17 protein-coding genes are annotated in these 20,265 nt (G+C 40.8%); 9 read left to right on the top strand and 8 right to left on the bottom strand.

The window, feature by feature from the left end; genetic code table 11:
- Positions 1–155: 155 nt before the first annotated feature.
- Positions 156–752, bottom strand: a complete 597-nt coding sequence (locus tag ACTB00_RS04205) for a DUF4494 domain-containing protein (RefSeq protein ID WP_463298692.1) — start codon at positions 750–752, stop codon at positions 156–158.
- A gap of 252 nt (positions 753–1,004) precedes the next feature.
- Between ACTB00_RS04205 and ACTB00_RS04200 the strand changes: the two genes are divergently transcribed.
- From ACTB00_RS04200 to ACTB00_RS04175, 6 genes are all read left to right on the top strand, one after another.
- On the top strand, positions 1,005–2,132 hold the full coding sequence (locus ACTB00_RS04200) for a Re/Si-specific NAD(P)(+) transhydrogenase subunit alpha (RefSeq protein WP_463298691.1): 1,128 nt from the start codon (positions 1,005–1,007) through the stop codon (positions 2,130–2,132).
- A 12-nt stretch (positions 2,133–2,144) separates the two neighbouring features.
- A complete protein-coding gene (locus ACTB00_RS04195; RefSeq protein WP_159518314.1) occupies positions 2,145–2,459 on the top strand; it encodes an NAD(P) transhydrogenase subunit alpha part 2 in 315 nt (104 codons plus the stop codon).
- Positions 2,460–2,467: 8 nt separating this feature from the next.
- On the top strand, positions 2,468–3,907 hold the full coding sequence (locus tag ACTB00_RS04190; RefSeq protein ID WP_463298690.1) for an NAD(P)(+) transhydrogenase (Re/Si-specific) subunit beta: 1,440 nt from the start codon (positions 2,468–2,470) through the stop codon (positions 3,905–3,907).
- 203 nt (positions 3,908–4,110) lie between these two features.
- Positions 4,111–5,349 carry a GAF domain-containing sensor histidine kinase gene (locus ACTB00_RS04185; RefSeq protein ID WP_463298689.1) on the top strand — a complete coding sequence of 413 codons (1,239 nt, stop codon included), beginning with the start codon at positions 4,111–4,113 and terminating at the stop codon, positions 5,347–5,349.
- A 644-nt stretch (positions 5,350–5,993) separates the two neighbouring features.
- On the top strand, positions 5,994–7,070 hold the full coding sequence (locus tag ACTB00_RS04180) for an alanine racemase (RefSeq protein WP_463298688.1): 1,077 nt from the start codon (positions 5,994–5,996) through the stop codon (positions 7,068–7,070).
- A gap of 213 nt (positions 7,071–7,283) precedes the next feature.
- Positions 7,284–8,264: a c-type cytochrome gene (locus ACTB00_RS04175; RefSeq protein WP_463298687.1), complete on the top strand. Its 981-nt coding sequence runs from the start codon at positions 7,284–7,286 to the stop codon at positions 8,262–8,264.
- Positions 8,265–8,645: 381 nt separating this feature from the next.
- On the opposite strand, the gene ACTB00_RS04170 is transcribed toward ACTB00_RS04175, so the two are convergent.
- The 7 genes from ACTB00_RS04170 to ACTB00_RS04140 all read right to left on the bottom strand — a co-directional run bounded on the left by ACTB00_RS04170 (position 8,646) and on the right by ACTB00_RS04140 (position 17,130).
- Positions 8,646–9,311: a transaldolase family protein gene (locus ACTB00_RS04170; protein ID WP_463298686.1), complete on the bottom strand. Its 666-nt coding sequence runs from the start codon at positions 9,309–9,311 to the stop codon at positions 8,646–8,648.
- A gap of 98 nt (positions 9,312–9,409) precedes the next feature.
- Positions 9,410–10,681, bottom strand: a complete 1,272-nt coding sequence (locus ACTB00_RS04165; RefSeq protein ID WP_463298685.1) for a zinc-binding dehydrogenase — start codon at positions 10,679–10,681, stop codon at positions 9,410–9,412.
- 117 nt (positions 10,682–10,798) lie between these two features.
- The gene (locus ACTB00_RS04160) at positions 10,799–12,766 is read right to left on the bottom strand and encodes an SDR family NAD(P)-dependent oxidoreductase (protein WP_463298684.1); all 1,968 of its coding nucleotides are present in this window, start codon (positions 12,764–12,766) and stop codon (positions 10,799–10,801) included.
- Between the two features lie 110 nt (positions 12,767–12,876).
- Entirely contained in the window at positions 12,877–14,106 is a 1,230-nt protein-coding gene (locus ACTB00_RS04155) for a PHP domain-containing protein (RefSeq protein ID WP_463298683.1), read from the bottom strand.
- 310 nt (positions 14,107–14,416) lie between these two features.
- On the bottom strand, positions 14,417–15,433 hold the full coding sequence (locus ACTB00_RS04150; protein WP_463298682.1) for an adenosine deaminase: 1,017 nt from the start codon (positions 15,431–15,433) through the stop codon (positions 14,417–14,419).
- A 213-nt stretch (positions 15,434–15,646) separates the two neighbouring features.
- Positions 15,647–16,393, bottom strand: a complete 747-nt coding sequence (locus tag ACTB00_RS04145; RefSeq protein ID WP_463298681.1) for a hypothetical protein — start codon at positions 16,391–16,393, stop codon at positions 15,647–15,649.
- Positions 16,394–16,596: 203 nt separating this feature from the next.
- Positions 16,597–17,130, bottom strand: coding sequence for a hypothetical protein (locus ACTB00_RS04140; RefSeq protein WP_321287527.1), 534 nt, complete (start codon positions 17,128–17,130; stop codon positions 16,597–16,599).
- A 71-nt stretch (positions 17,131–17,201) separates the two neighbouring features.
- Here ACTB00_RS04140 and ACTB00_RS04135 point away from each other — a divergent pair, with 71 nt between their 5' ends.
- The 3 genes from ACTB00_RS04135 to ACTB00_RS04125 all read left to right on the top strand — a co-directional run bounded on the left by ACTB00_RS04135 (position 17,202) and on the right by ACTB00_RS04125 (position 20,173).
- Entirely contained in the window at positions 17,202–18,068 is an 867-nt protein-coding gene (locus ACTB00_RS04135; RefSeq protein ID WP_463298680.1) for a hypothetical protein, read from the top strand.
- Positions 18,069–18,170: 102 nt separating this feature from the next.
- Positions 18,171–18,530, top strand: a complete 360-nt coding sequence (locus ACTB00_RS04130) for a hypothetical protein (protein WP_463298679.1) — start codon at positions 18,171–18,173, stop codon at positions 18,528–18,530.
- A gap of 254 nt (positions 18,531–18,784) precedes the next feature.
- Complete coding sequence (locus ACTB00_RS04125) at positions 18,785–20,173, top strand: O-antigen ligase family protein (protein ID WP_463298678.1); 1,389 nt, start codon at positions 18,785–18,787, stop codon at positions 20,171–20,173.
- The last annotated feature ends 92 nt before the right edge of the window (positions 20,174–20,265 follow it).

Raw genomic sequence — 20,265 nt, 5'->3', positions numbered from 1 at the left:
AAGCTCCGATTCATTTAAATGAATCGGAGCTTTTTTATGTTTTTTTAGTCATTCTGAACTCGTTTCTGGAACTGTAAGCAGCGTATTAAGTTGCTAACAATTCCGAAACAGGCTTGAAACAACGTTTACTTTATCGAGTTAAAAAGATATCTCAACTACTCTTTTGACTCTTCCTCGTCATTCTCTTCGTTAACCGCAGCGACTTCATCATCTTCTGTGTTTTCTTCAAAATCGCTTGCAACAGGCGCTTGAGTTACAGCCACTGGCTCTTCTTCCGGCTCAATGCGCTTCAAGTGTGGAGGAAGTGGCTCATTGACATCATCTTTAAAATAAGGATACACGTCAACAATGGTGCTCAGGTTCATGGCTGTAATCTGGATCGGCACCAAAATATAAGAGAGTCCTTCTTCCAACCGCAGCAACGCCTGTTTAAAATCATCGGCAGCCACCAAAAAATAGTTGTTTATTTTCTTCTCTTTCCCGGCTTTTTCATCGATCGTTACAATACCAATCTTAGCCTTGAACCAGTATTCTCCATCATCGTGAGGAAATATTTCTATAATATTTGATTTCTTGATGTTGTCAACCAGAAATTCGCCACCACGCACAACCTGCTGCATCTGCTCAATAATACGCGTTTCAGCATCGGTAAACGACACCGCATCTACCAAATAAGACTCTGTTACTTTCCGTTCGCGACCATCCTGATCAATCTTCACATATTTTACTTTGCATTCAAACCAAGTCTGCATAATCTTTTCTTTTTAAATGAATATGCAAAGATATTTTCTTCAAGCATTTATATCGGCTTTTTCAGAAATAGTTTTTCACAAAATGCAAGCATACAGAGTGCACGAGGCTAAGCTCAACGCGCTCGTTAAAAAGTCGTATCTAATTATATTTCAAAACGATTGAGAAATGATTATATTAGTAGGGAGTCAAAAAAAGAATATCGCAACACGAAATAGAAGAGCTTTTAATTTTGTAACCTAATTTTACTATTTATGCTTATTGGACTCTTTAAAGAGGGGGAATCGGAAAACCGGGTTGCCCTCTTGCCCGAAATTGTTTCAAGTCTTACCAAACGCAAGGTGGAGGTACTTGTTGAAACCGGAGCCGGCGAATCTGCATTTGCTACTGATGCAGCTTACAAAGAAGCCGGAGCTACAGTTTCTACGCGAGAAGAAGTGCTAAAAAAAGCGGATTTTCTGATCGGTATTCAACCTCCCGACAAAAAGTTTGTGGAAGCACTTGACCAGAGCAAAATGTGGCTCAGTCAGTACAATCCGATGTGGAACACTGACCTGGTTAAGCAATTTGTATCGAAAGGAATAACCACGTTTAGTATGGATACCATTCCGCGATCAACACGGGGACAGGCGATGGATGTGTTATCATCGCAGGCAACTGTTGCCGGCTATAAAGCAGTACTCGAAGCAGCTTTCACACTTCCCTCCTTCTTTCCCATGTTTATGACAGCTGCCGGAACCATTCGCCCAGCAACGGTGCTGGTGTTGGGTGCCGGAGTTGCCGGATTACAAGCAATTGCTATTGCCCGAAAACTTGGCGCACAAGTTCAGGCTTTCGATGTTCGGTCGGCAGTAAAAGAAGAAGTGAGGAGCCTTGGAGCCAGGTTTGTAGAAGTTGAAGGTGCCAAAGAAGATGCTGCTGCCGGGGGCTATGCGGTGGAGCAAACCGATGAGTTCAAGCAAAAGCAACAGCAAGCGATCAATGACCATGCAGCAAAAGCTAGCGTGGTGATCTGTACGGCACAAATTCCGGGGCGCAAAGCTCCTTTGCTTCTTCCCAAAGAAGCTGTAGCGGCCATGAAGCCGGGTTCGGTGATTATCGATTTGGCAGCCTCAACCGGTGGAAACTGCGAACTCACGCAAGACAATAAAACCGTGGTAGAACATGGAGTCACCATCATCGGACAATCGAACTATCCGAGCTTAATGCCCGCTGATGCCAGCAAGATGTTTGGAAAGAACATTTTAAACTTCCTCGAACTTCTGTTCAACGAAGAAGGAGAATTCAACCTGAATTTTGATGATGATATTATAAAAGGAACCTGCATAACTCATGGCGGAGAAATTATCAATGAACGTGTAAAATCTGCTGTTCAAAGCTAAAACCCAACTACGATGAATGAAATATTAATCTTTTTCTATACTTACAAGGAAGCGATTTTTATTATCGCTCTTTCCATTTTTTTGGGGATTGAAGTCATCTCCAATGTACCTGCTGTTCTCCATACCCCGCTAATGTCGGGAGCCAACGCCATTAGTGGTGTTATCATTATCGGTGGAATCATTTTGGTTGGGCATGCTGATGCAACAACCATCAACACCGAGTTGATCCTGGGAATATTCGCTATCATTTTTGCCACCCTCAATGTCGTTGGCGGATTTGTGGTTACCGACCGCATGTTGGAAATGTTTAAAAAGAAGAAAAAATAGGAGGTCCCATGGATAAAATACTCGGAACATTAAACGGTGTTGATTATACTGTTGGAGGCACTCTCCTTGAATTGAGCTACTTACTTGCAGCGATCTTGTTTGTTATCGGATTAAAACTGCTAAGTCACCCCGAAACCGCTCGTCGTGGTAATTTTTATGCCGGCGGAGGTATGGTTTTAGCCATGTTCACAACCTTACTTTTACATAAAAATGCCAATGGAGTAGGCATACAACCGGCAAACGTCTGGATTATTCTGGCAGCAATTGGCGTTGGTTCTGCCATTGGTTGGATCATTGCCCGAAAAATAAAAATGACTGCCATGCCCCAGCTTGTTTCATTTTACAATGCAACGGGTGGAGCAGCTTCAGCATTAGTTGCTCTACTGGAATTCCCAAATGCCGACATGAGCAATTGGGGCTCGGTACTCGTAACACTCCTGGGCCTAATTATTGGTAGTATTGCCTTTAGTGGAAGTATGATTGCTTACGGAAAGTTGGATGGAAAGGTAAAAGATATCCGGGCTGGCTACATGAGCTTTGTTAATCTTACATTACTGGTTGGAACGTTCGGATTGGCAATTTTTATTCTGCTGTCGGGGAAAACACCAGCTGAGCTTAATTGGGCTATTTATTTGCTTCTCTTTGTATCGCTTCTTTACGGAGTACTTTTCGTCATGCCGATTGGTGGAGCCGATATGCCGGTTGTTATTTCGTTGCTAAACAGTTTTACCGGAATTGCCGCAGCTATGGCCGGATTTATCTATAACAACCAAGCCATGATTTTAGGTGGTATTCTGGTTGGCGCAGCCGGTAGTATTTTAACGCTACTGATGTGCAAAGCGATGAACCGATCCTTGCTGAATGTGATTATCGGCGCGTTTGGAGGTGGTGGCACTGCAGCTGCCGGAGCTGAAGGAACGATGAAAGAAATGACCATGAGTGACGCTTCTGTTTTATTGGCCTACTCGCAAAATGTAGTCATTATTCCAGGTTACGGATTGGCAGTTGCACAGGCTCAGCACATTTGTCATGAACTCGACCTCTTACTTGCAGACAAGGGAGTGAATGTTCGATATGCTATTCACCCGGTTGCCGGACGAATGCCCGGACACATGAATGTACTACTGGCAGAAGCTGACGTTCCTTACGATAAATTGGTAGAAATGGCCGATATCAACCCGGACATGCCCAATACCGACGTAGCTATTGTAATTGGAGCGAACGACGTTGTTAACCCGGCTGCCATTAATGACCCGGGAAGCCCAATTGCAGGCATGCCAATAATAAAGGCGCACGAAGCCAAAAATATAATTGTCATGAAACGTGGTCGGGGAAAGGGCTATGCTGGCATTGAAAACAGCTTGTTTTTTGATGATAAAACTCGTTTGCTTTTTGGAAATGCAAAAGATACTTTGCAAACGTTGGTTAGCGAAATAAAAGGTTTGTAAGTCAGGTATAGCTATAAAAGTGAATGGCAATCGGATTTTTTCTGATTGCCATCTTCTTTGTTTAGAACTCACTGTATTAAATCAAAATTAATCAATCAGAAATGTTAACAGTTTTTTGCGATCTGATGATTTTTATTTCCCTATATTTATCAAAAATAGACGCCACGACCGACACCTCGTTTTCTTATATAAATACTTAATTTATGGACGATAAGAGAAAGTACGCGGAAGTCAAAATCCGAAAAGAAAATAAGACAATGGAGGTTTTGATCGGTTCGGGATTGAAACCTGAAATAATTGATTTGACTATTAACAAATGGCAATCGCTAATTGACGCTGTTGCCCAGGTTGTTAATGCCCATGTTGGCTCCATTATGAAACTTAACGAAGATTCGCTGGAAGTATTTGTAGTGACCGAACACCAGAATACATCCTTGAAGAAAAACCTCAAAGTTGAATTGAATCAGGGAATTTTCTGCGAAACAGTTATCGGCACACAGAAACAACTCATTGTTACCAATTCAAAAAAAGATGAGGTGTGGAAAAATTATAAAACAGAGTTTACTTCCTATATGGGCTTTCCGGTAAACTGGCCTGATGGTGAGGTTTTTGGTACCGTTTGTCTTTTCGATAATGATGAGAGTAATTATAGCGAAACATACAAAGAACTCTTAAATCAGGTAAAACTACATATTGAAACGGACTTGCAATGGCTCATCACAAATCAAAAGCTGCAAGAAAAAACCAATGAGCTGGAGAAACTCAACAAGGTAAAATCCAGACTACTTTCACTGATATCACACGATGTAAGAGGCTCGGTGAGTACGATGGATTCATTTCTTAAATTAATACTCAACAGCTTTGATCAGTACGATAAAGCTTTTCTGAAAAATGTGCTCAGCTCTTTAAGCCAAAATACCAGTGCGGTGTATCACACGCTCGAAAACCTACTAATCTGGTCAAAAAATGATCTACTGCAACTGAAAGCCAATAAGCAAAATTTTAACCTCATTCCTGTTTTTAACGACATTTTAGCACAGTTTAAACATACGATAGAGCTAAAGAAATTTGAGATTTTTGAAGATTATTATTCCGAGAAAATAATGATTTATGCAGATGAAGAAATGATTCGTACTTCTTTGCGAAACATCTTCTCTAATGCAACTAAATACACGGAAAACAATGGCAAAATATTCATTCGGGTTTTAAGCGAAAACGATAAAACGATTATTGAAATTGAAGATACCGGTATTGGCATGCACAAAAATATCCTTCAGAAACTCTTCACCTATAGTGAAGATCATTCGAAAGAAGGAACAGAAGGAGAATCCAGCTCCGGAGTCGGGTTGTTTTTAACCAAAGACTTTTTGGATAAAAATGGAGCTACTGTTAATGTTACCAGCGAGATTGGAAAAGGGACAAAATTTCGGGTGAAAATCTGATCTTCTTTCAGTGCTATTTTTCATGCTTAACAACAAAAAATCACTACTTCATTTTCTAATTGGCTACAATTTATTAATTTAGTTAAATCCTAATTTCAAACGAGAGTCCGTTGTAAAATGAGATAGAACTAAAAAAAATATTAATAATTAAACTGATCAATTCTCAGAATAAAAGAATGAAATGATTCAGTGACTAGAGGTGGCTTTTTCCAAAGCCACCTTTTTCCTTACACAAAAAAAGGCGGGAAGGCACTCATAAAGCTGACAATCCCGATGGAAGAGCCTTTGAGAAATTCGTTGATTAAAAAAATACGAACAATGTCAGATTGCAGTTGTTTGTTCTGTTGATGGTAAAACAAAAGAAACTATGATCTCTTTAGATATCAGAACAAACTCTCAGATAAAGAACGGAATCTACATATACAGGCAAACTGCACATTCGCTTAGCTTTTTAAAAATAGCGGTCTACCCAGAAATTTAAAATGAAATGAACTTAAAAAACCAAGGATATTTCCAGGGGGAAATACAAAAGCGTTTATCAAAAACCAAGACACATTGTTTTGGAGTAAATCCCTGCGTCACTATTTCACTTAGATAAATAGAAAATTGAATATACAAGGAAGACTAAAAGGCAAAACTAAATTATGGCATTTATCACATTAGACACCAAGAAACTAAAAAAGAACTACGACTATCTTGAAAAATTACTTTCAAAAAATGGCATTACATGGGCTGTTGTTTCAAAGATGTTGTGCGGAAACAAGACCTACCTGGAAGAAGTTATTAAGCTGGGAATAAAGCAAATGTGTGACTCTCGAGTTTCAAACCTGAAGATGATTAAATCAATATCAGAAGAAGTTGAAACGGTTTATATAAAACCACCTCCGAAGCATTCAATTGATGAAATTGTAACGTACGCAGACATTAGTTTCAATACTGAGATTGACACCATTGAGCGACTTTCAAAGGAAGCTAAAAAGCAAGGAAAAATGCACAAGATCATCATTATGATTGAGACGGGTGAGTTGCGGGAAGGCGTATTGCAAGAGGAGTTTCTTGATTTTTATGACGCGGTTTTCAAACTCCCGAACATTAAAGTTGTTGGTATTGGAACCAACCTGACGTGCATGTACGGAATTTTACCCAGTCACGACAAACTGGTTCAGCTTTGTTTATATGAGCAACTTATCGAGGCCAAGTTCAACAAAGAGATTGAGTACGTATCAGGAGGGGCTTCGGTAACTGTTCCTCTCATTTTTCAAGGGCTGCTGCCGAAAGGGATCAATCACTTTCGAATTGGCGAAACATTTTTTCTGGGAACCGATGTTTACAACAACGAAACATTCCCGCAAATGGAAAACAATGTTTTTAAGCTACATGCCGAAATTATCGAGCTCACCGAAAAACGCATGCGCCCGATTGGCGAACTTGGTAAAAATTTACAGGGCGAAACCATCATTTTTGGGGATGATGTCCAAACCGAAAAATCACACCGCGCATTAATCGATTTAGGACTGCTGGATATTGACGAGAAACACATCAAACTAAGAAATAAAGACCTTAAAATTGTAGGGGCTTCTTCCGACATGTTGGTTGTCGATCTGGGTAAAAACAAGGAAAACTATCAGGTTGGGTCTCAACTCGAATTTGAAATGGACTACATGGGAGTGCTTCGTTTGATGAACTCCAAATATATCGAAAAAAGGATCTTAAGCGAATAAAACGATTCTGGTAATATGGAAAGAAAGGGCTAATGATTATGCATATCGTTAGCCCTTTCTTTGTGTCCACTGGGAATCGCGAAGGCGTCACCACGAAACTTAATTTTTAAGACAGGAGGTGAATACATGCTATCGAGCATATATTAAAAGATATAAAAGTCTTTTAATATGTCTTAATTTTATATGGTGCGCAAGTGAATTAAATCCCTTCTTATGAAAAAATTAACTGTTAAGATTACTGTCTCTGCATTAGTATTTATCGTATTAATTGTCGTAGCATTGATATTTTATGTGAAAGTTATGCTCCCCAATGTTGGAGAAGCACCTGATATGAAAGTCGAATTGACTCCAGAACGTATTGAGCGCGGAGAATACCTGGCCAACCATGTGATGTCTTGTATTGATTGTCATTCGAGGCGCGATTTCAGTGTTTTCGCTGCGCCAATGGTTCCGGGAACAAAAGGCCAGGGAGGCGAGGTATTTGATCAGGTCATGGGATTCCCCGGTCGATTTGTATCTCCAAATATTACACCGTCAAAACTCAGTACATGGACCGATGGCGAGATATTCAGGGCAATTACGAGTGGGGTTTCAAAAGATGGCCGGGCGCTGTTTCCATTAATGCCACATCCACACTATGGCGAAGTTGACGTGGAGGATATTAAGTCAGTTATTGCTTACTTGCGTTCATTGGCACCAATAGAAAATACCCCGGAAGCATCATCTCCTGATTTTCCGATGAGTATAATTATTAACACGATTCCTAAAAAAGCAAATCCCTCAAAAAAGCCTGATGAATCAGATCAGATTAATTATGGCAAATATTTGGTAAATGCCGCTGCCTGCGTCGATTGTCACACCCGACAGGAAAAGGGTAAGTTTGTTGGTGATCCGTTTGGTGGAGGAATGGAATTTGGGTTTCCTGACGGTTCTGTTTTACGCTCAGCGAATATTACACCGAGCCAATCAGGAATTGGATATTGGACAGAGAAAGATTTTATTGATCGGTTTCGGACGTTCTCCGATTCAGCATTCGAACAAATTAAAGTTGCACCGGGAGAGTTTCAAACTTTAATGCCCTGGACATTTTATGCCGGCATGAAAACTGAAGATTTAAAAGCCATTTTTGCCTATTTACAAACGTTGGAACCTTCAGAAAATGAGATTGTACTATTTACTCCTGCTGAAAAATAAATGCTTTTAGGATGAAAAAATAGTCTCTCAGAGCGTTTATATCAATGAAAGCCTTAAACAGCCCCCGATTTGATCAAGGACTCATACCTCTCAAGCCCTTATTCATTTCATTAAATCTTCATTCTGAAATGCACTCATTTATTTTAGGAATGACTCTCGTAGCAAACAAGATATTTCCTAGAGGACTATATTGCTTAACGAATAATATTTGTAGTTTAAACATTTTTAGAGCTCTCAGTAAAGCTGTCGTGAAATAAAGATTACTCTACGTTAAAAACACAATATGGAGGATACGGAAAGCATGTCAGAATCAGACTTACAGAAACAAAAAAAGAGAGATCAACAGACCGCTCTTTCTTCACCTCTATAAATATGGTTTAACTAAAATTCAATGTCATATAAATCTGCACCATCTTTTTCAAACTGAGCGATACTAATGTCAGTCATGGGGTGTTTGATTAATTGCATCAATAAATCGGGGCTAATTGTTGCCGAATGAGAACCATTCATACTGACCCGGTAAATCTGGTCAACTGTTTTAAAGCTCGCGGCCAATACTTTTGTATCTAATTTGTATTCGTCCATATTTCTAGCAATGTCACGTACGACTTCAATACCGTGTGACGAAATATTGTCTAGGCGACTAACATACGGAGCAACAAAGTCGGCTCCGGCTTTCGCGGCCACCAAGGCCTGCTGCTGTGTGAAAATTGCTGTTGCTGTTACTTTTATTCCGGCATCTTTCAGAATACGCATAGCTTTGAACCCTTCCGGAAAAACCGGGATTTTGGCATAAAAGTTATCTCCCAAATCGAAATACGTTTTGTACTTTTTCGCTTCTTTAACAATTTCATCAGAAGTAGAGCTCATTACCTGAACGTGCATCATACCATCGCCCACAATTTTCGAAACCTCATCAATAGCAACTGAAAGTTTCATTCCCGACTGTTTTAGTATCGTCGGATTTGTTGTAACTCCTTCAAGAGGGAAAAAATCGTACAGTTCCTTCAAGGCTTTAATATCAGCCGTGTCTGCCATGTAAATCATAACGTTTTACTTTTTTTGCAACAAAAAACGCAAGACTCATTGAGAGCTTTCAACTATCAATATAATCCTGCGTCAGTTCGTTTATTTTAAATTTTCAATTAAATATCTTTCGCGTTTGCCAGAAGATAATCTTCAGCTTCGACGGACCAAAGTTCGTTATTATTCTCACATATTTCGTGCAACTTAGCAAATAAAGGATCAGATTTTCCCTTTTCTTTAAATTCAGAAATGGCTGTTAACGGAATTTCCTTATGAGTATAAATTAATTTCTTTCCTCCCGGAATATTTGGCAAGTCAAGAGTTGTATCAATCACCGCATTCAACCCACCAATATGGGTTACTAATCCGGCAGGATCCAGTCCCTTTCCGAACATCTCGAGCGATTCAACCATGTCGTCATTATTTCCACCTGACGTACCCACAATGTGCGTTGAGCCATAGTGTACGTTATAGAAATTCATTTTAGCGCTAAACTCAGTATTACTCGGACCGGCAAAAAAGTTCAAACATCCATCGTTTGAAAGAATGGCATCGCCTTGCTCGATTACCGGAGGTACAGGAGCAAAAACAAAAACGTCGTTATAGCCCTCATCATCAGTCAGACCACGCAATTTACCAACAGGATCTTCACCACTTGTATTTAGGTAAACCAACTCAATCCCTTTTGATTTTGCCCATTCGGGAGAGTAAATGGTTGCCGCTCTGTCCAAACGTGCCTGATCAATATCGGTTACAACCATTAATGATGGTTTGCGATCTTCACGCATAATCACATAATTGATCGCTGCCAATCCCATGGGGCCAACTCCTGCCAGAATCGCCATTTTTCCACCATCAACAATTTCCATATCGTGCTTGTACGATCCGGGAGTGGTATGATAATTGGCATGCATCGCACCAATCACACAGCTTAATGGCTCAGCTAATGATGCCGGATAATAACCTGGCCCTTCATAAGCCAACAGGCAATCCTGCTCCAACACATCTTTCGGAATGATCACATAAGTAGCATCGCCACCAATAAACTGGTACGAATAACCGGGGGCGCTCAGCACTCCAACGGGGCCGTCTTTGTAATAGATAGCAGGCTGAATCGAGTATTTCTGACCTGCCTTAAATTTATCCTTCCATTTAGCACCCACTTCAACAATTTCGCCGGCAAACTCATGCCCAATTAAAATTGGTTTCTCAGCCACATCATTTGGGATACGCTTGTGATCGGTTCCTTGTGTTGCCGCTTTGTACGACGACATACAAATACTGTCGGAAACTACTTTGGCTAAAATCTCATCATCTTTGATTGCGGGAAGTTCAAATTCCTCCAAACGCAAATCTTTTTTACCGTATAATCGAACTGCTTTTGTTTTCATATTGTCTTATTTTTTCATTTTTCAATAACCCTTTATTCCGAGCTTGTTTCGGAATCTGTCTGCAAAGAGATCCTGAAACAAGTTCAGGATGACTCCTCCAAAAAGGACAAATATCCCCTATTTCAACATATTTTGTCCACCGGTTACAGGTACCGCCTGCCCGGTTTCGTATTCTTGCTCCATCACGTAGAAAATGGCTCTCATTACATCCAGAGGAGTGCAGCCTCTTCCGGCGGGAACCTGTGCTTCATAAAAACGTTTCACATCCTCAATGGTTTTTGCACCAGGCACTTTCCCGGCTCGCAAGTACTGCACAAACAAACCATTTTCCGGATCAGCCCAAAGTGGGCCATCGAAAAAGTTACCCGGACAAATGGAGTTTACCTTGATTCGTGATGGCATTAATTCCAAAGCGAACGACTGAGTTAACCCAATTCCACCAAATTTACCACCGGCATAAGCAAAATTCTTGTTGCTTCCTTTCAATCCCGATTTTGAATTGATTTGAATGATATCAGCAAAATGATCCGGCTTAAACTGATTTTGCAATTTCATTACTGCCGAAGCATATTTTGAACAGATAAAATAAGCTGAGTAATTCACCTTAGTCATCAACTCAAAAGTTTCAGGAGTCATTTCATCCAATCCACCTGCACGCAGAATGCCGGCATTACTGATGAATGCATCCAAGCCTCCAAAATTAATGACCGTTTCAAAAACCAAATTATTTACCGAATCCGCATTCGAAACATCAGCTTTTACAAACAGAGCCTTGTTTTTTCTTTTAACAGTATTCAGTTCAGTGGCAAATTCCTGTCCTTTTTCAGCATTTAAATCAGCAATCACCACATTGGCGCCGTGCTGCATCAACTCTTCCACAATGCCGGCACCAAAGCCTTGCGCACCACCGGTGACGATGATAATCTTGCGATCAACACGTCCGGCAGTTGCTCCCAACGATATTTTAGAACGATACTGCTCCACTTCCCAGCTTTCGATAAATTCGATTTGTGCTTTGCTCATGGGATGCTGTCCACCAAACGAATCAGCGAATTGAGCGATACGACAGTGATCAGTTACTACATCGACCAAAATCCCGGCTCCTTCAGCATGATCGGCCATGACAATAACACCCATTCCGGAAGCAAAAATCACTTTCGGTAATTTTCCTTTTTCTGATTGATAGTTTTCAATTCCGGCTTTTACATCTGTTAAAAATGCCGCTACATCGTCCTTAAAATCAACATACAAATAAGATGAATTGGCATACACAATACCATCAGGAGTAAATGGTAATGAAATAGCTTGTTGATTCTCTTTTTGCAAATATTTATTAAGAATAGTACTGTTCGCGAGCTGAACCGTTTTTAATCCGTCGCCAGAAACCATCATACGGATGGCAGGAATAATTTTGTCGGCACTTGCATGGACGGGTAAAGCGTCATTTAGAGGTTCTTCGCCATAAGCAGCATCCAGTTTTGCATCAATTTCGTTGTAGGCCGCATGAATTTCCTCAATTGAGTTTCCACCAACAAACACCCCGTGGTTTTGCAGGAAAATAACGGCAGGTTCTTTTCCTTTTTCTTTGCGGAACCTGATAATTTCTTTTTCAATCACTTTAAACAGAATATAACCCGGGTCTTCGTAGCCAATATAAAGCACGTCATCACCAAACAGTTCTGCTGTTTTCTCGGCAGCTTGGTTACTGCACATCAAGCCGTTTACTTTGGTTGAATGGGTGTGCACGACCAGCGAATAATCAATCAGGTTATGTAACGAAGTTTCCACCGATGGCCGCTGTCCTTTCTCCGGTTCCACCCGACTTTTCATCAGGTCTTTCACAATTTCGTCCTCCCGTTTCAATACATCGTCAGAGTATTGTTTGGTATGCACTTCAGCCAAAATCGAACGATCTAACTTGGCAAAGCCATTCTCTTCAATCGTTGCCAATGCAAATCCACTGGCTTTAATCCAAATATATTTATCGTTTTTGTATGAAGTATTACCACCTCCGGCCAACACGTAGTCTTTCTGTTTGCCATAAAACTGTGATACTTCAATGAGGTCTTTTATTCCTTGTTCCATAATTGTATTAAATTCCAAAATTCATGTTTCAAATTCCAACTTGCATGTCTTCCGTGAGTTCCCGCACTCCTTCTTCCATCCTTCCCACACAAGATCGCTGTAAACGTTCTCTATTTCACAAAGTGACTGATGACTGCATGCCCCAGGGCTATAAACTCATCACGCTCGCCCAATTTGGCTTTGCCAGTTGCATCCAGAAAACCTTCTTTATCGCTGGCTACCAAATACTGATGTGCTGCGACAACACAAGCGCCTTCGTAACCGATTTTTTTCATGGCAGGGCTGAGCTCTTTCCCATCGCCACCAAAAATAGTTATTGGATCAAGCTTTGGCGTGTTGTGCTCGGTACCAAACGTAATTACAAATCCTTTATCGTTAAAGAAGTTGACAAACTTCTCTAAAATTTCGGGATTATTTCTTCCCGGAATCAACTCCAGTGAATAGACATTTTTAGCAAGTAAGCTCTGGTATAGTTTTTCATAATCACCCTCAAAGTCGGTGAACTCACCTTTCGGGTTATCAAGTAAAACCGGGTAGCAAGGGATGCCCCCAGCGTGAGTAATTAAATCAATCACCTGCTCCAAACTTAAAAAAGCTTTGTCATCTTCCGCAACAAATGCTTTTCCTCCGGACTTTAGTAAGTTCCCACGAATTTCATTTTCCAGTCCGGCAAAATCATCCATCGCAGACTTCGGCTCTTTTCCACTAAATATTTTTTTCCAAACTGCTTTTTGCTGTTCTTCGGAAGTGTATTTGGCAGCGATAGCTTCTCGCAATGCTTTGGCAATATGGCGTTCGCGAAGTAGGTTTTTCGCGTATGTTGCTTTCATCTTATCAAATGAGAAGCTTATATCTTCGCCTAATTCTGTCAACCAGGCATTCAATTTCTCAATCATTTCTGCCGTTTGCCGATTGCTCTCATCCTGAACGGACAACAAACGCTCAAGCATTTTGGCATTCATCTCAACCGGATATTTCAATCCTTTACCACTAAAATAAGTTCGCCCGGGATTGTTGGGGTCATTTACCCGAACTCCCTCAGCCTGCAAATCCTTTTGCAAAGCCATAAATTCAATATTGAATAAAGGGAAGATATTAAACTTTTTGGCTTGTCTGTTAAATTCGACGTAACCATCAGTTGTGTAAAAGTCATTAATTCCCAACACCTTCACTCCTTCTTCTTCAGCCATTTCAAAAACCTGAATAATTTCGGAAAATGCACTAAACGAATAGGGTGTATGGAAGTGTCCATTCACCGGAAGTATATTTTCATTCACCTCCAACACTTCGGATAAAAGCTTGCGTTCTTCTGGATATTGTTTAAAAATTGACTCACTCATAAGGTTTTCATCTATAGTTTATTGATTGCACTACAAATGAAGAAAAACAGCAAGTAAAAGGCATCCTTTAGTATCCTGCATGCCGGACAGAAAGCTTGTCGTATAATTAATAAGGGCACGAAATTTCGCACCCTGACAAAGTTGTCAATCGCCCTTATCGGGTAAAGTAAATTACATACTTTTCGTCCGACTCTTTCTTCAATCAATGCCGGTAGTTCATGCTCAGCGATTTGTCCAGCAATGGAGCCGGGATAAACGGAGCGATAACTTCCAACAACTCATCATCGCCCGGCTTTTTGTTGACATGCTTTCAGGTATTTTCGCGGCAATACTGCTCTATAGCATGAAAATGCCGTTCCTTTTCCTGTTCTGAAAGAAGACTGGCCACCACCGAATTGCGCGCCAGCTGGCACAAATCGCCCTTACTCAGCTTCAGCGCCCGGGCCGAAGCTTCAAAATTTTCATTCATGTAGCCGCCGAAATACGCGGGGTCATCGGAGTTGATGGTAACCAATACGCCATGATCCATCAATTTCTTCAGGGGATGATTCTTTAAATCGTCAACAGCTTTCAACTCAAGATTTGAAAGTGGACAAACAGTCAGCGGAATTTGTTTTTGTGCCAGCTCGGCAATTAAAAGATCGTCATAAATTGATGTAATGCCGTGATCAATGCGGAAGACCTTCAGTAAATCGATCGAATCTTTTACATTGGCAGCCGGGCCTTCTTCTCCCGCATGAGCAACCGTTAAAAAACCTTCTTCGCGTGCTTTGGCAAACACCCGCTCGAACTTCGAAGGCGGATTTCCCTTCTCCGAAGAATCCAGTCCAACGCCTACAATCAGATCTTTATAGTCAAGTGCTTCTTCCAACGTTTCAAAAGCCGATGTTTCGTCTAAGTGGCGCAGAAAGCATAGAATCAGCTTACTGCTAACTTCCAACTTTTCGCGACCATCTTGCACGGCCCGGTTGATCCCATTGATGACTGTTGCAAACAAAATCCCCCGATCGGTGTGCGTTTGTGGATCGAAAAAAATCTCGGTATGCACCACATTTTGCACTTTGCACTTTTCGAGGTAAGCCCAGGTGAGGTCGTAAAAATCCTGCTCGTGGAGCAACACCTTGGCACCATCGTAGTACAAGTCCAGGAACTCTTGCAAATTTGAGAACTTGTAAGCCTGTTTCAAGGCTTCCACCGAATCGTATTTCAGCGTAACGCCGTTTCGTTCGGCTAACTTAAAAAGCAACTCCGGTTCCAGGGTACCTTCGATGTGTAGGTGAAGTTCAACCTTCGGCAGTCCTTGTATAAAATCTGCGAGTGTAGTCATAACTTGATTTGTTTATCGTTGTAAAGTTGCAGTTTTTAGGTGAAAATTTGCAAGAGTAAGAAAAGGTTTTTTCTAACTCGACAGAAACCAGAAGCTAAAAAAGAAAGCCCTGTCAGGTTTTCGTGGCCTCTATAGCTGAATTTAATTTGAAGAATACAAAATATATCGTGCAGAATATCAAATCATAATGAAGAACTATTCTGCAATAACATTTTACTGTTCTGCAGGCTCTTTTTTATTATTTCGGGATTGTTTTTGAGCCCTACCTTTCCGATGCATGTACTGACTCCGATAACCGGCACGCTTGTTCTCATCATTACGAAAGACGTATTTGCCACAGGTGCTCAGGTCATCCACCACCTGCTTCAGGTAGGCATAAGCCCGGTCACGCAAGTCTTTTATTTCGCTTTGAGATTGATGAGCAGCAGCATCCAATCCTGGAAGTTCGTCGCTCAATCGCCGCGCCTGATCCAGCGCTGACAGGTCAAAACCGATGGATTGAAGTAAGTCCTGATGAACCTTGCCAAGCACAGCCAAATCATTCAACGATTGGTACAGTGCCGCATGCGGGCTTTTCCGGGCAATTTGCCGGAGCTTTTTCCGCAACTCCGGATGTTGCCGAAAAGCAAACCGAAAGCTTTGCGTAACCATACTGTACAAGTGCTTGCCTTCCTTCAGCTTATTCTGGAATACATCCATCGCTATGGGAGACTGGCGTTTTTCACTGTTCCATCTCCCCTGGAAATAAGTCAACAGCTCGAAACGCAGGATAAAAGTATCGAGCAATTCGGCAGACAAGCCGGTATCCAACAATTCGGGCCAGTCGTTTTTGCTCCACACATACAAGTTGTTGGCTTCCTGCAAGTAGACGGCAATCGGCATGGAAGGACGCTTGAGCTGACTGGAAGGAATGGCTTTTAAAAGCTGGATTTGTTTTTCAGTGGGTTTGAATTGGCTCATGATTTTTTAATTCAGATGAATGACCCTTCAATTTACCAAAAATTGATCATCTGACGATGCTAGCAGCATCATAAAAATACCAACCCATTTCTTTTCTGCTAAGAAACGAAACCAACCTTCCCTGTTCAAACACCAAAGCCGCTTGTGCTAAATATCAGGAATGCATCAGCAGATTTCAATGTCAAGAAAACACGATCAATGAACTACTTTCCTTGCCCTTTAAAGTAATCATTTTTATCGGCAAACAACACGTTGAATGTCGTTAAACTTCCATACGCCCGGGTAATGTACTGTTGCAAATGCACCTTATCTTCATCATCCAACTTCGAATGGCTGTTGATATTTTGTTCCAACACCCGAAGCCGGTCGCGCAGCATCACGATTTTGTGAAAGAAGCCGTCAATCGGTATTTCTTTTGACTGTAAATCCGGATTGCCGGGTTTCATTTCCAGGGTGCCATCTTTCCATTTCTCGGCCATCTTTACCGTATGCGTAATTCCCTGGTATTTGTCCATCACAAAGGTGATCACTTCTTCAATTTCTTCTAATGAAAGTCCGGTTCGTGGCTCGGAATCGGCTGGTACCTCAACTACATCCAAGTCGGGATTATACTTACTCATTTCAGATTTCCCGCCCCGTTCAAAAAAGATTTCGTAAATCGTCAAATGCGATCGGGCGATTATTCCTTCGCCATATACCGGGTGCGAAACTCGTGTGCCAACTGCTAATTCATTCATGATTGTCGGTTTTATTTCGGAAGATGAAAATAGCAAAATCGGCGAAAATATCTTCAGAAAGGGGTTAAAAAGTGAATATCAACCAAACCAAGTGCAATCCAAGAAAGATTCGCGCTGAAGCGGGGGCGAAAAAACAGTTTGTCAGGAATAAATTGAACAAAGTTTCACTTCTTCTTGATTTTATTTTACTAAACTTGTATTATTCAAAAGGTAAACAGTATAAAATAACTGTCATGAAACGCCTATTACTTATATCTTATCTATGCTGTATTTATGGAAATATGAACATTATAGCCAGCGATAATAGGGTTGATACGTCTCTTCCTAAGCAGATGTACAAATTTTTCACTGAAACATTACATACCAACTACAAAATTGAAGATGAAGCCAAGTTGTACGAAACATTTTTGAATGACTATTTTGAATATTATCAGCATATAACCATCAATAAGAAAATAGGCTTTTTAGACTCTATCGATGTTAAAAAACTACGTGAAATTAATCAATTGCTTTTCATTCGCGACAGGCAGCATTATTACCGTTTTTATAGTGAAGTAATTGAAAGAAAAGGTAAAAAATTAGATTTCAAACCGAGTGATAGTCCAACCGTAGGGGTTGATACTGCTATTATGTTCGGACCTACCATAACAAAACAAGATATGGTTTTTGACAGTTTTTTTGAATCGCACAATGTCGTCATGAGTCAGGCTTTTGCAGACTCTTTAGATTCCCGAGATAGTAAAACGGCTTCTTACTTAAAAAAACGGCTCAACCACGACTTATACTTCTCTTTTATCAATTTTGCGCAGTTTTTTGTTGTGTCCGATGCCAAATCTGAATTAAACGAAAAGCAAGTTCGGTTACTCGTTGCAATAATCTTTTGGAAACTCCTTTGCTTACAGGCAGGGCAGGATTTTCACCAGAAAGTTTCCTTATAAAAGCCGTATATGAAACCAAGCTCATGTACTGTCAAAGGATACTGACCCTATTTCTTGATCTACTTTGTCTCATCTTGGGTGAAACTATAATTTAAAATGAACATGAAATTAGCGATTGTTGTCATGATGTGCATTTTGGGATTAGCAGGATGTACAAGCAAAAATCACACTAGTGTAATTTTAAAATACGACTCAAAAAACAATAAACTTAAAGTTTCTCGAACTGAATCAGCTCGAAATTTATCGAAGCTGAAAACAAAGGCACATAGAGACACCTTGGAATTGTTCGTATATGATAAACCTTTTTTTCTAACATTTTCGAAAGAAAAAAAGAAATTGTTTGAATTTGAGCTTATCATCCCCGATTCAATTAGAGTTATTAAATATGGCATAAATGCATTCAGTCTAGAGGAGCTTCAATCGCTACATGGTGAATATGTATACCCAAAGAAAACGCCCTAATATTGGGCTTGTCCTATACACTAATATTTTTACCGGGAGTGTTTTTACCGGGAGTGTATTTCTCACTTCCGGTAAATTTGTCGACTCAATGAATAGCCCGAAGTCCTATTTTGTGTTGCTGGCTATATCATGCTTGCTTCTGTTATTTTCAGTTTATGGGAAGATATTCAACCCGCATAGTTTAAACAATAGACAAGCGAAATGGACTATTTACCTGGCTTGTTTCGTACAAGCGATTTACGGACTATTTCAATTTGCTGGCTGGCTACCGTCGAACCACCCGCTACTTCACCATAACCGGTAGCTTCGATAATCCCGCAGGCTTTGCTACCATACTTGCGACAGGTTTCCCACTGGGTTTGTACCTATTGAGCAAACTACAAAGATGGAAACGCTACGCCCTTATTGCAAGCCAGTTGGTTATTTGGGTCGCATTGGTGCTTTCCGGTTCAAGGGCAGGAACACTGGCTATTGTTTTTTCCACCATCGTTTTTGCGTTGGCAATAGACCGTAAACGCTTGCTCAAGCTTATCTTCAGGCGTAGGTGGATTTTGCTTCCTGTAGCCACCGCCCTGCTTGGAGGGGCTTTCCTGCTTTATCAACAAAAAAAAGATTCGACCAACGGACGTTTACTAATTTGGCAGGTTTCGTGGCAAATGATCAAAGACAAATCACTGCCAGGACATGGTTATGGCGCATTTCAGTCCAAATACATGGACTATCAAGCTGCTTATTTCAAAGAACACCCGGACTCGAAACTGGCTTTGCTGGCCGACAATGTAAAACATCCGTTTAACGAGTTTCTGAAAGTAGCAGTCGAATTTGGGCTGGCAGGCTTGCTATTAGTCCTTACTCTCTTCGTTTGGGTAATCTACATAAGCATTCGAAAAGTGGGAACACATACCCCTCTGGTACTTAGCGCGCTTACAGCGCTATTTGTACTGGCCTGTTTTTCGTACCCGTTTTATTATACCGCAAGCTGGCTTTTACTTGCCTTTTACCTCTCGTTTATGTTGCCCGCCAAAGAATTCAAGCTCACTTACACCAAAGCAGCCATTAGCTTACGCCTGTTAATAGCAGGCATTTGCTTCGTCGGTATCGTTTACCTGCTTCGGCAAATACAGGCCGAAATGAACTGGAAAGAAATAGCCATAAAATCGTTACGTGGCCAAACCGAAGAAATGCTCCCCGAATACGAAAAACTATATCTTGACTCGCCACTAAAAAATCACCCCCTATTTCTATATAACTATGGAGCAGAACTGAACCATGTTGGCCACTATATCCAGAGCAATGCTATATTGACTGAATGTCGGAAAAAATTCAATGACTATGATCTTCAAATGCTATTGGCCTACAATTATGAACAAACGGGTAAAATAGGATTGGCACTACAGCGATATCAGCATGCTGTAGAAATGATTCCCTGTCGTTTCATTCCTTTGTATCGTCTTTTTAAACATTACAAGGAAAATGGCAATATTGAGAGAGCCAGGGAGTATGCTGAACAAATAGCTTGTAAGCAAATAAAAATTCCATCTCCTACAGTGCGCGCAATTACCCTGGAAGCAAAGAATTTTTTAATAAGCGATCAACAGAGCCCAGACAAACGTCACAAAAAAAACACACTCCCAAAGTATTAATCGATAATCAACAGAGTTCATATTAATACTTCCCTCCGCTGCCGTACGATTGTACCTCAAATCCGCAAGCGATTGTTGTTAAAAGCAAAAAA

The sequence above is a fragment of the Sunxiuqinia sp. genome (genome assembly GCF_055140945.1).
The sequence above is the reverse complement of the archived record's forward strand: the minus strand, read 5'-3'. Positions and strand labels throughout refer to the sequence as shown.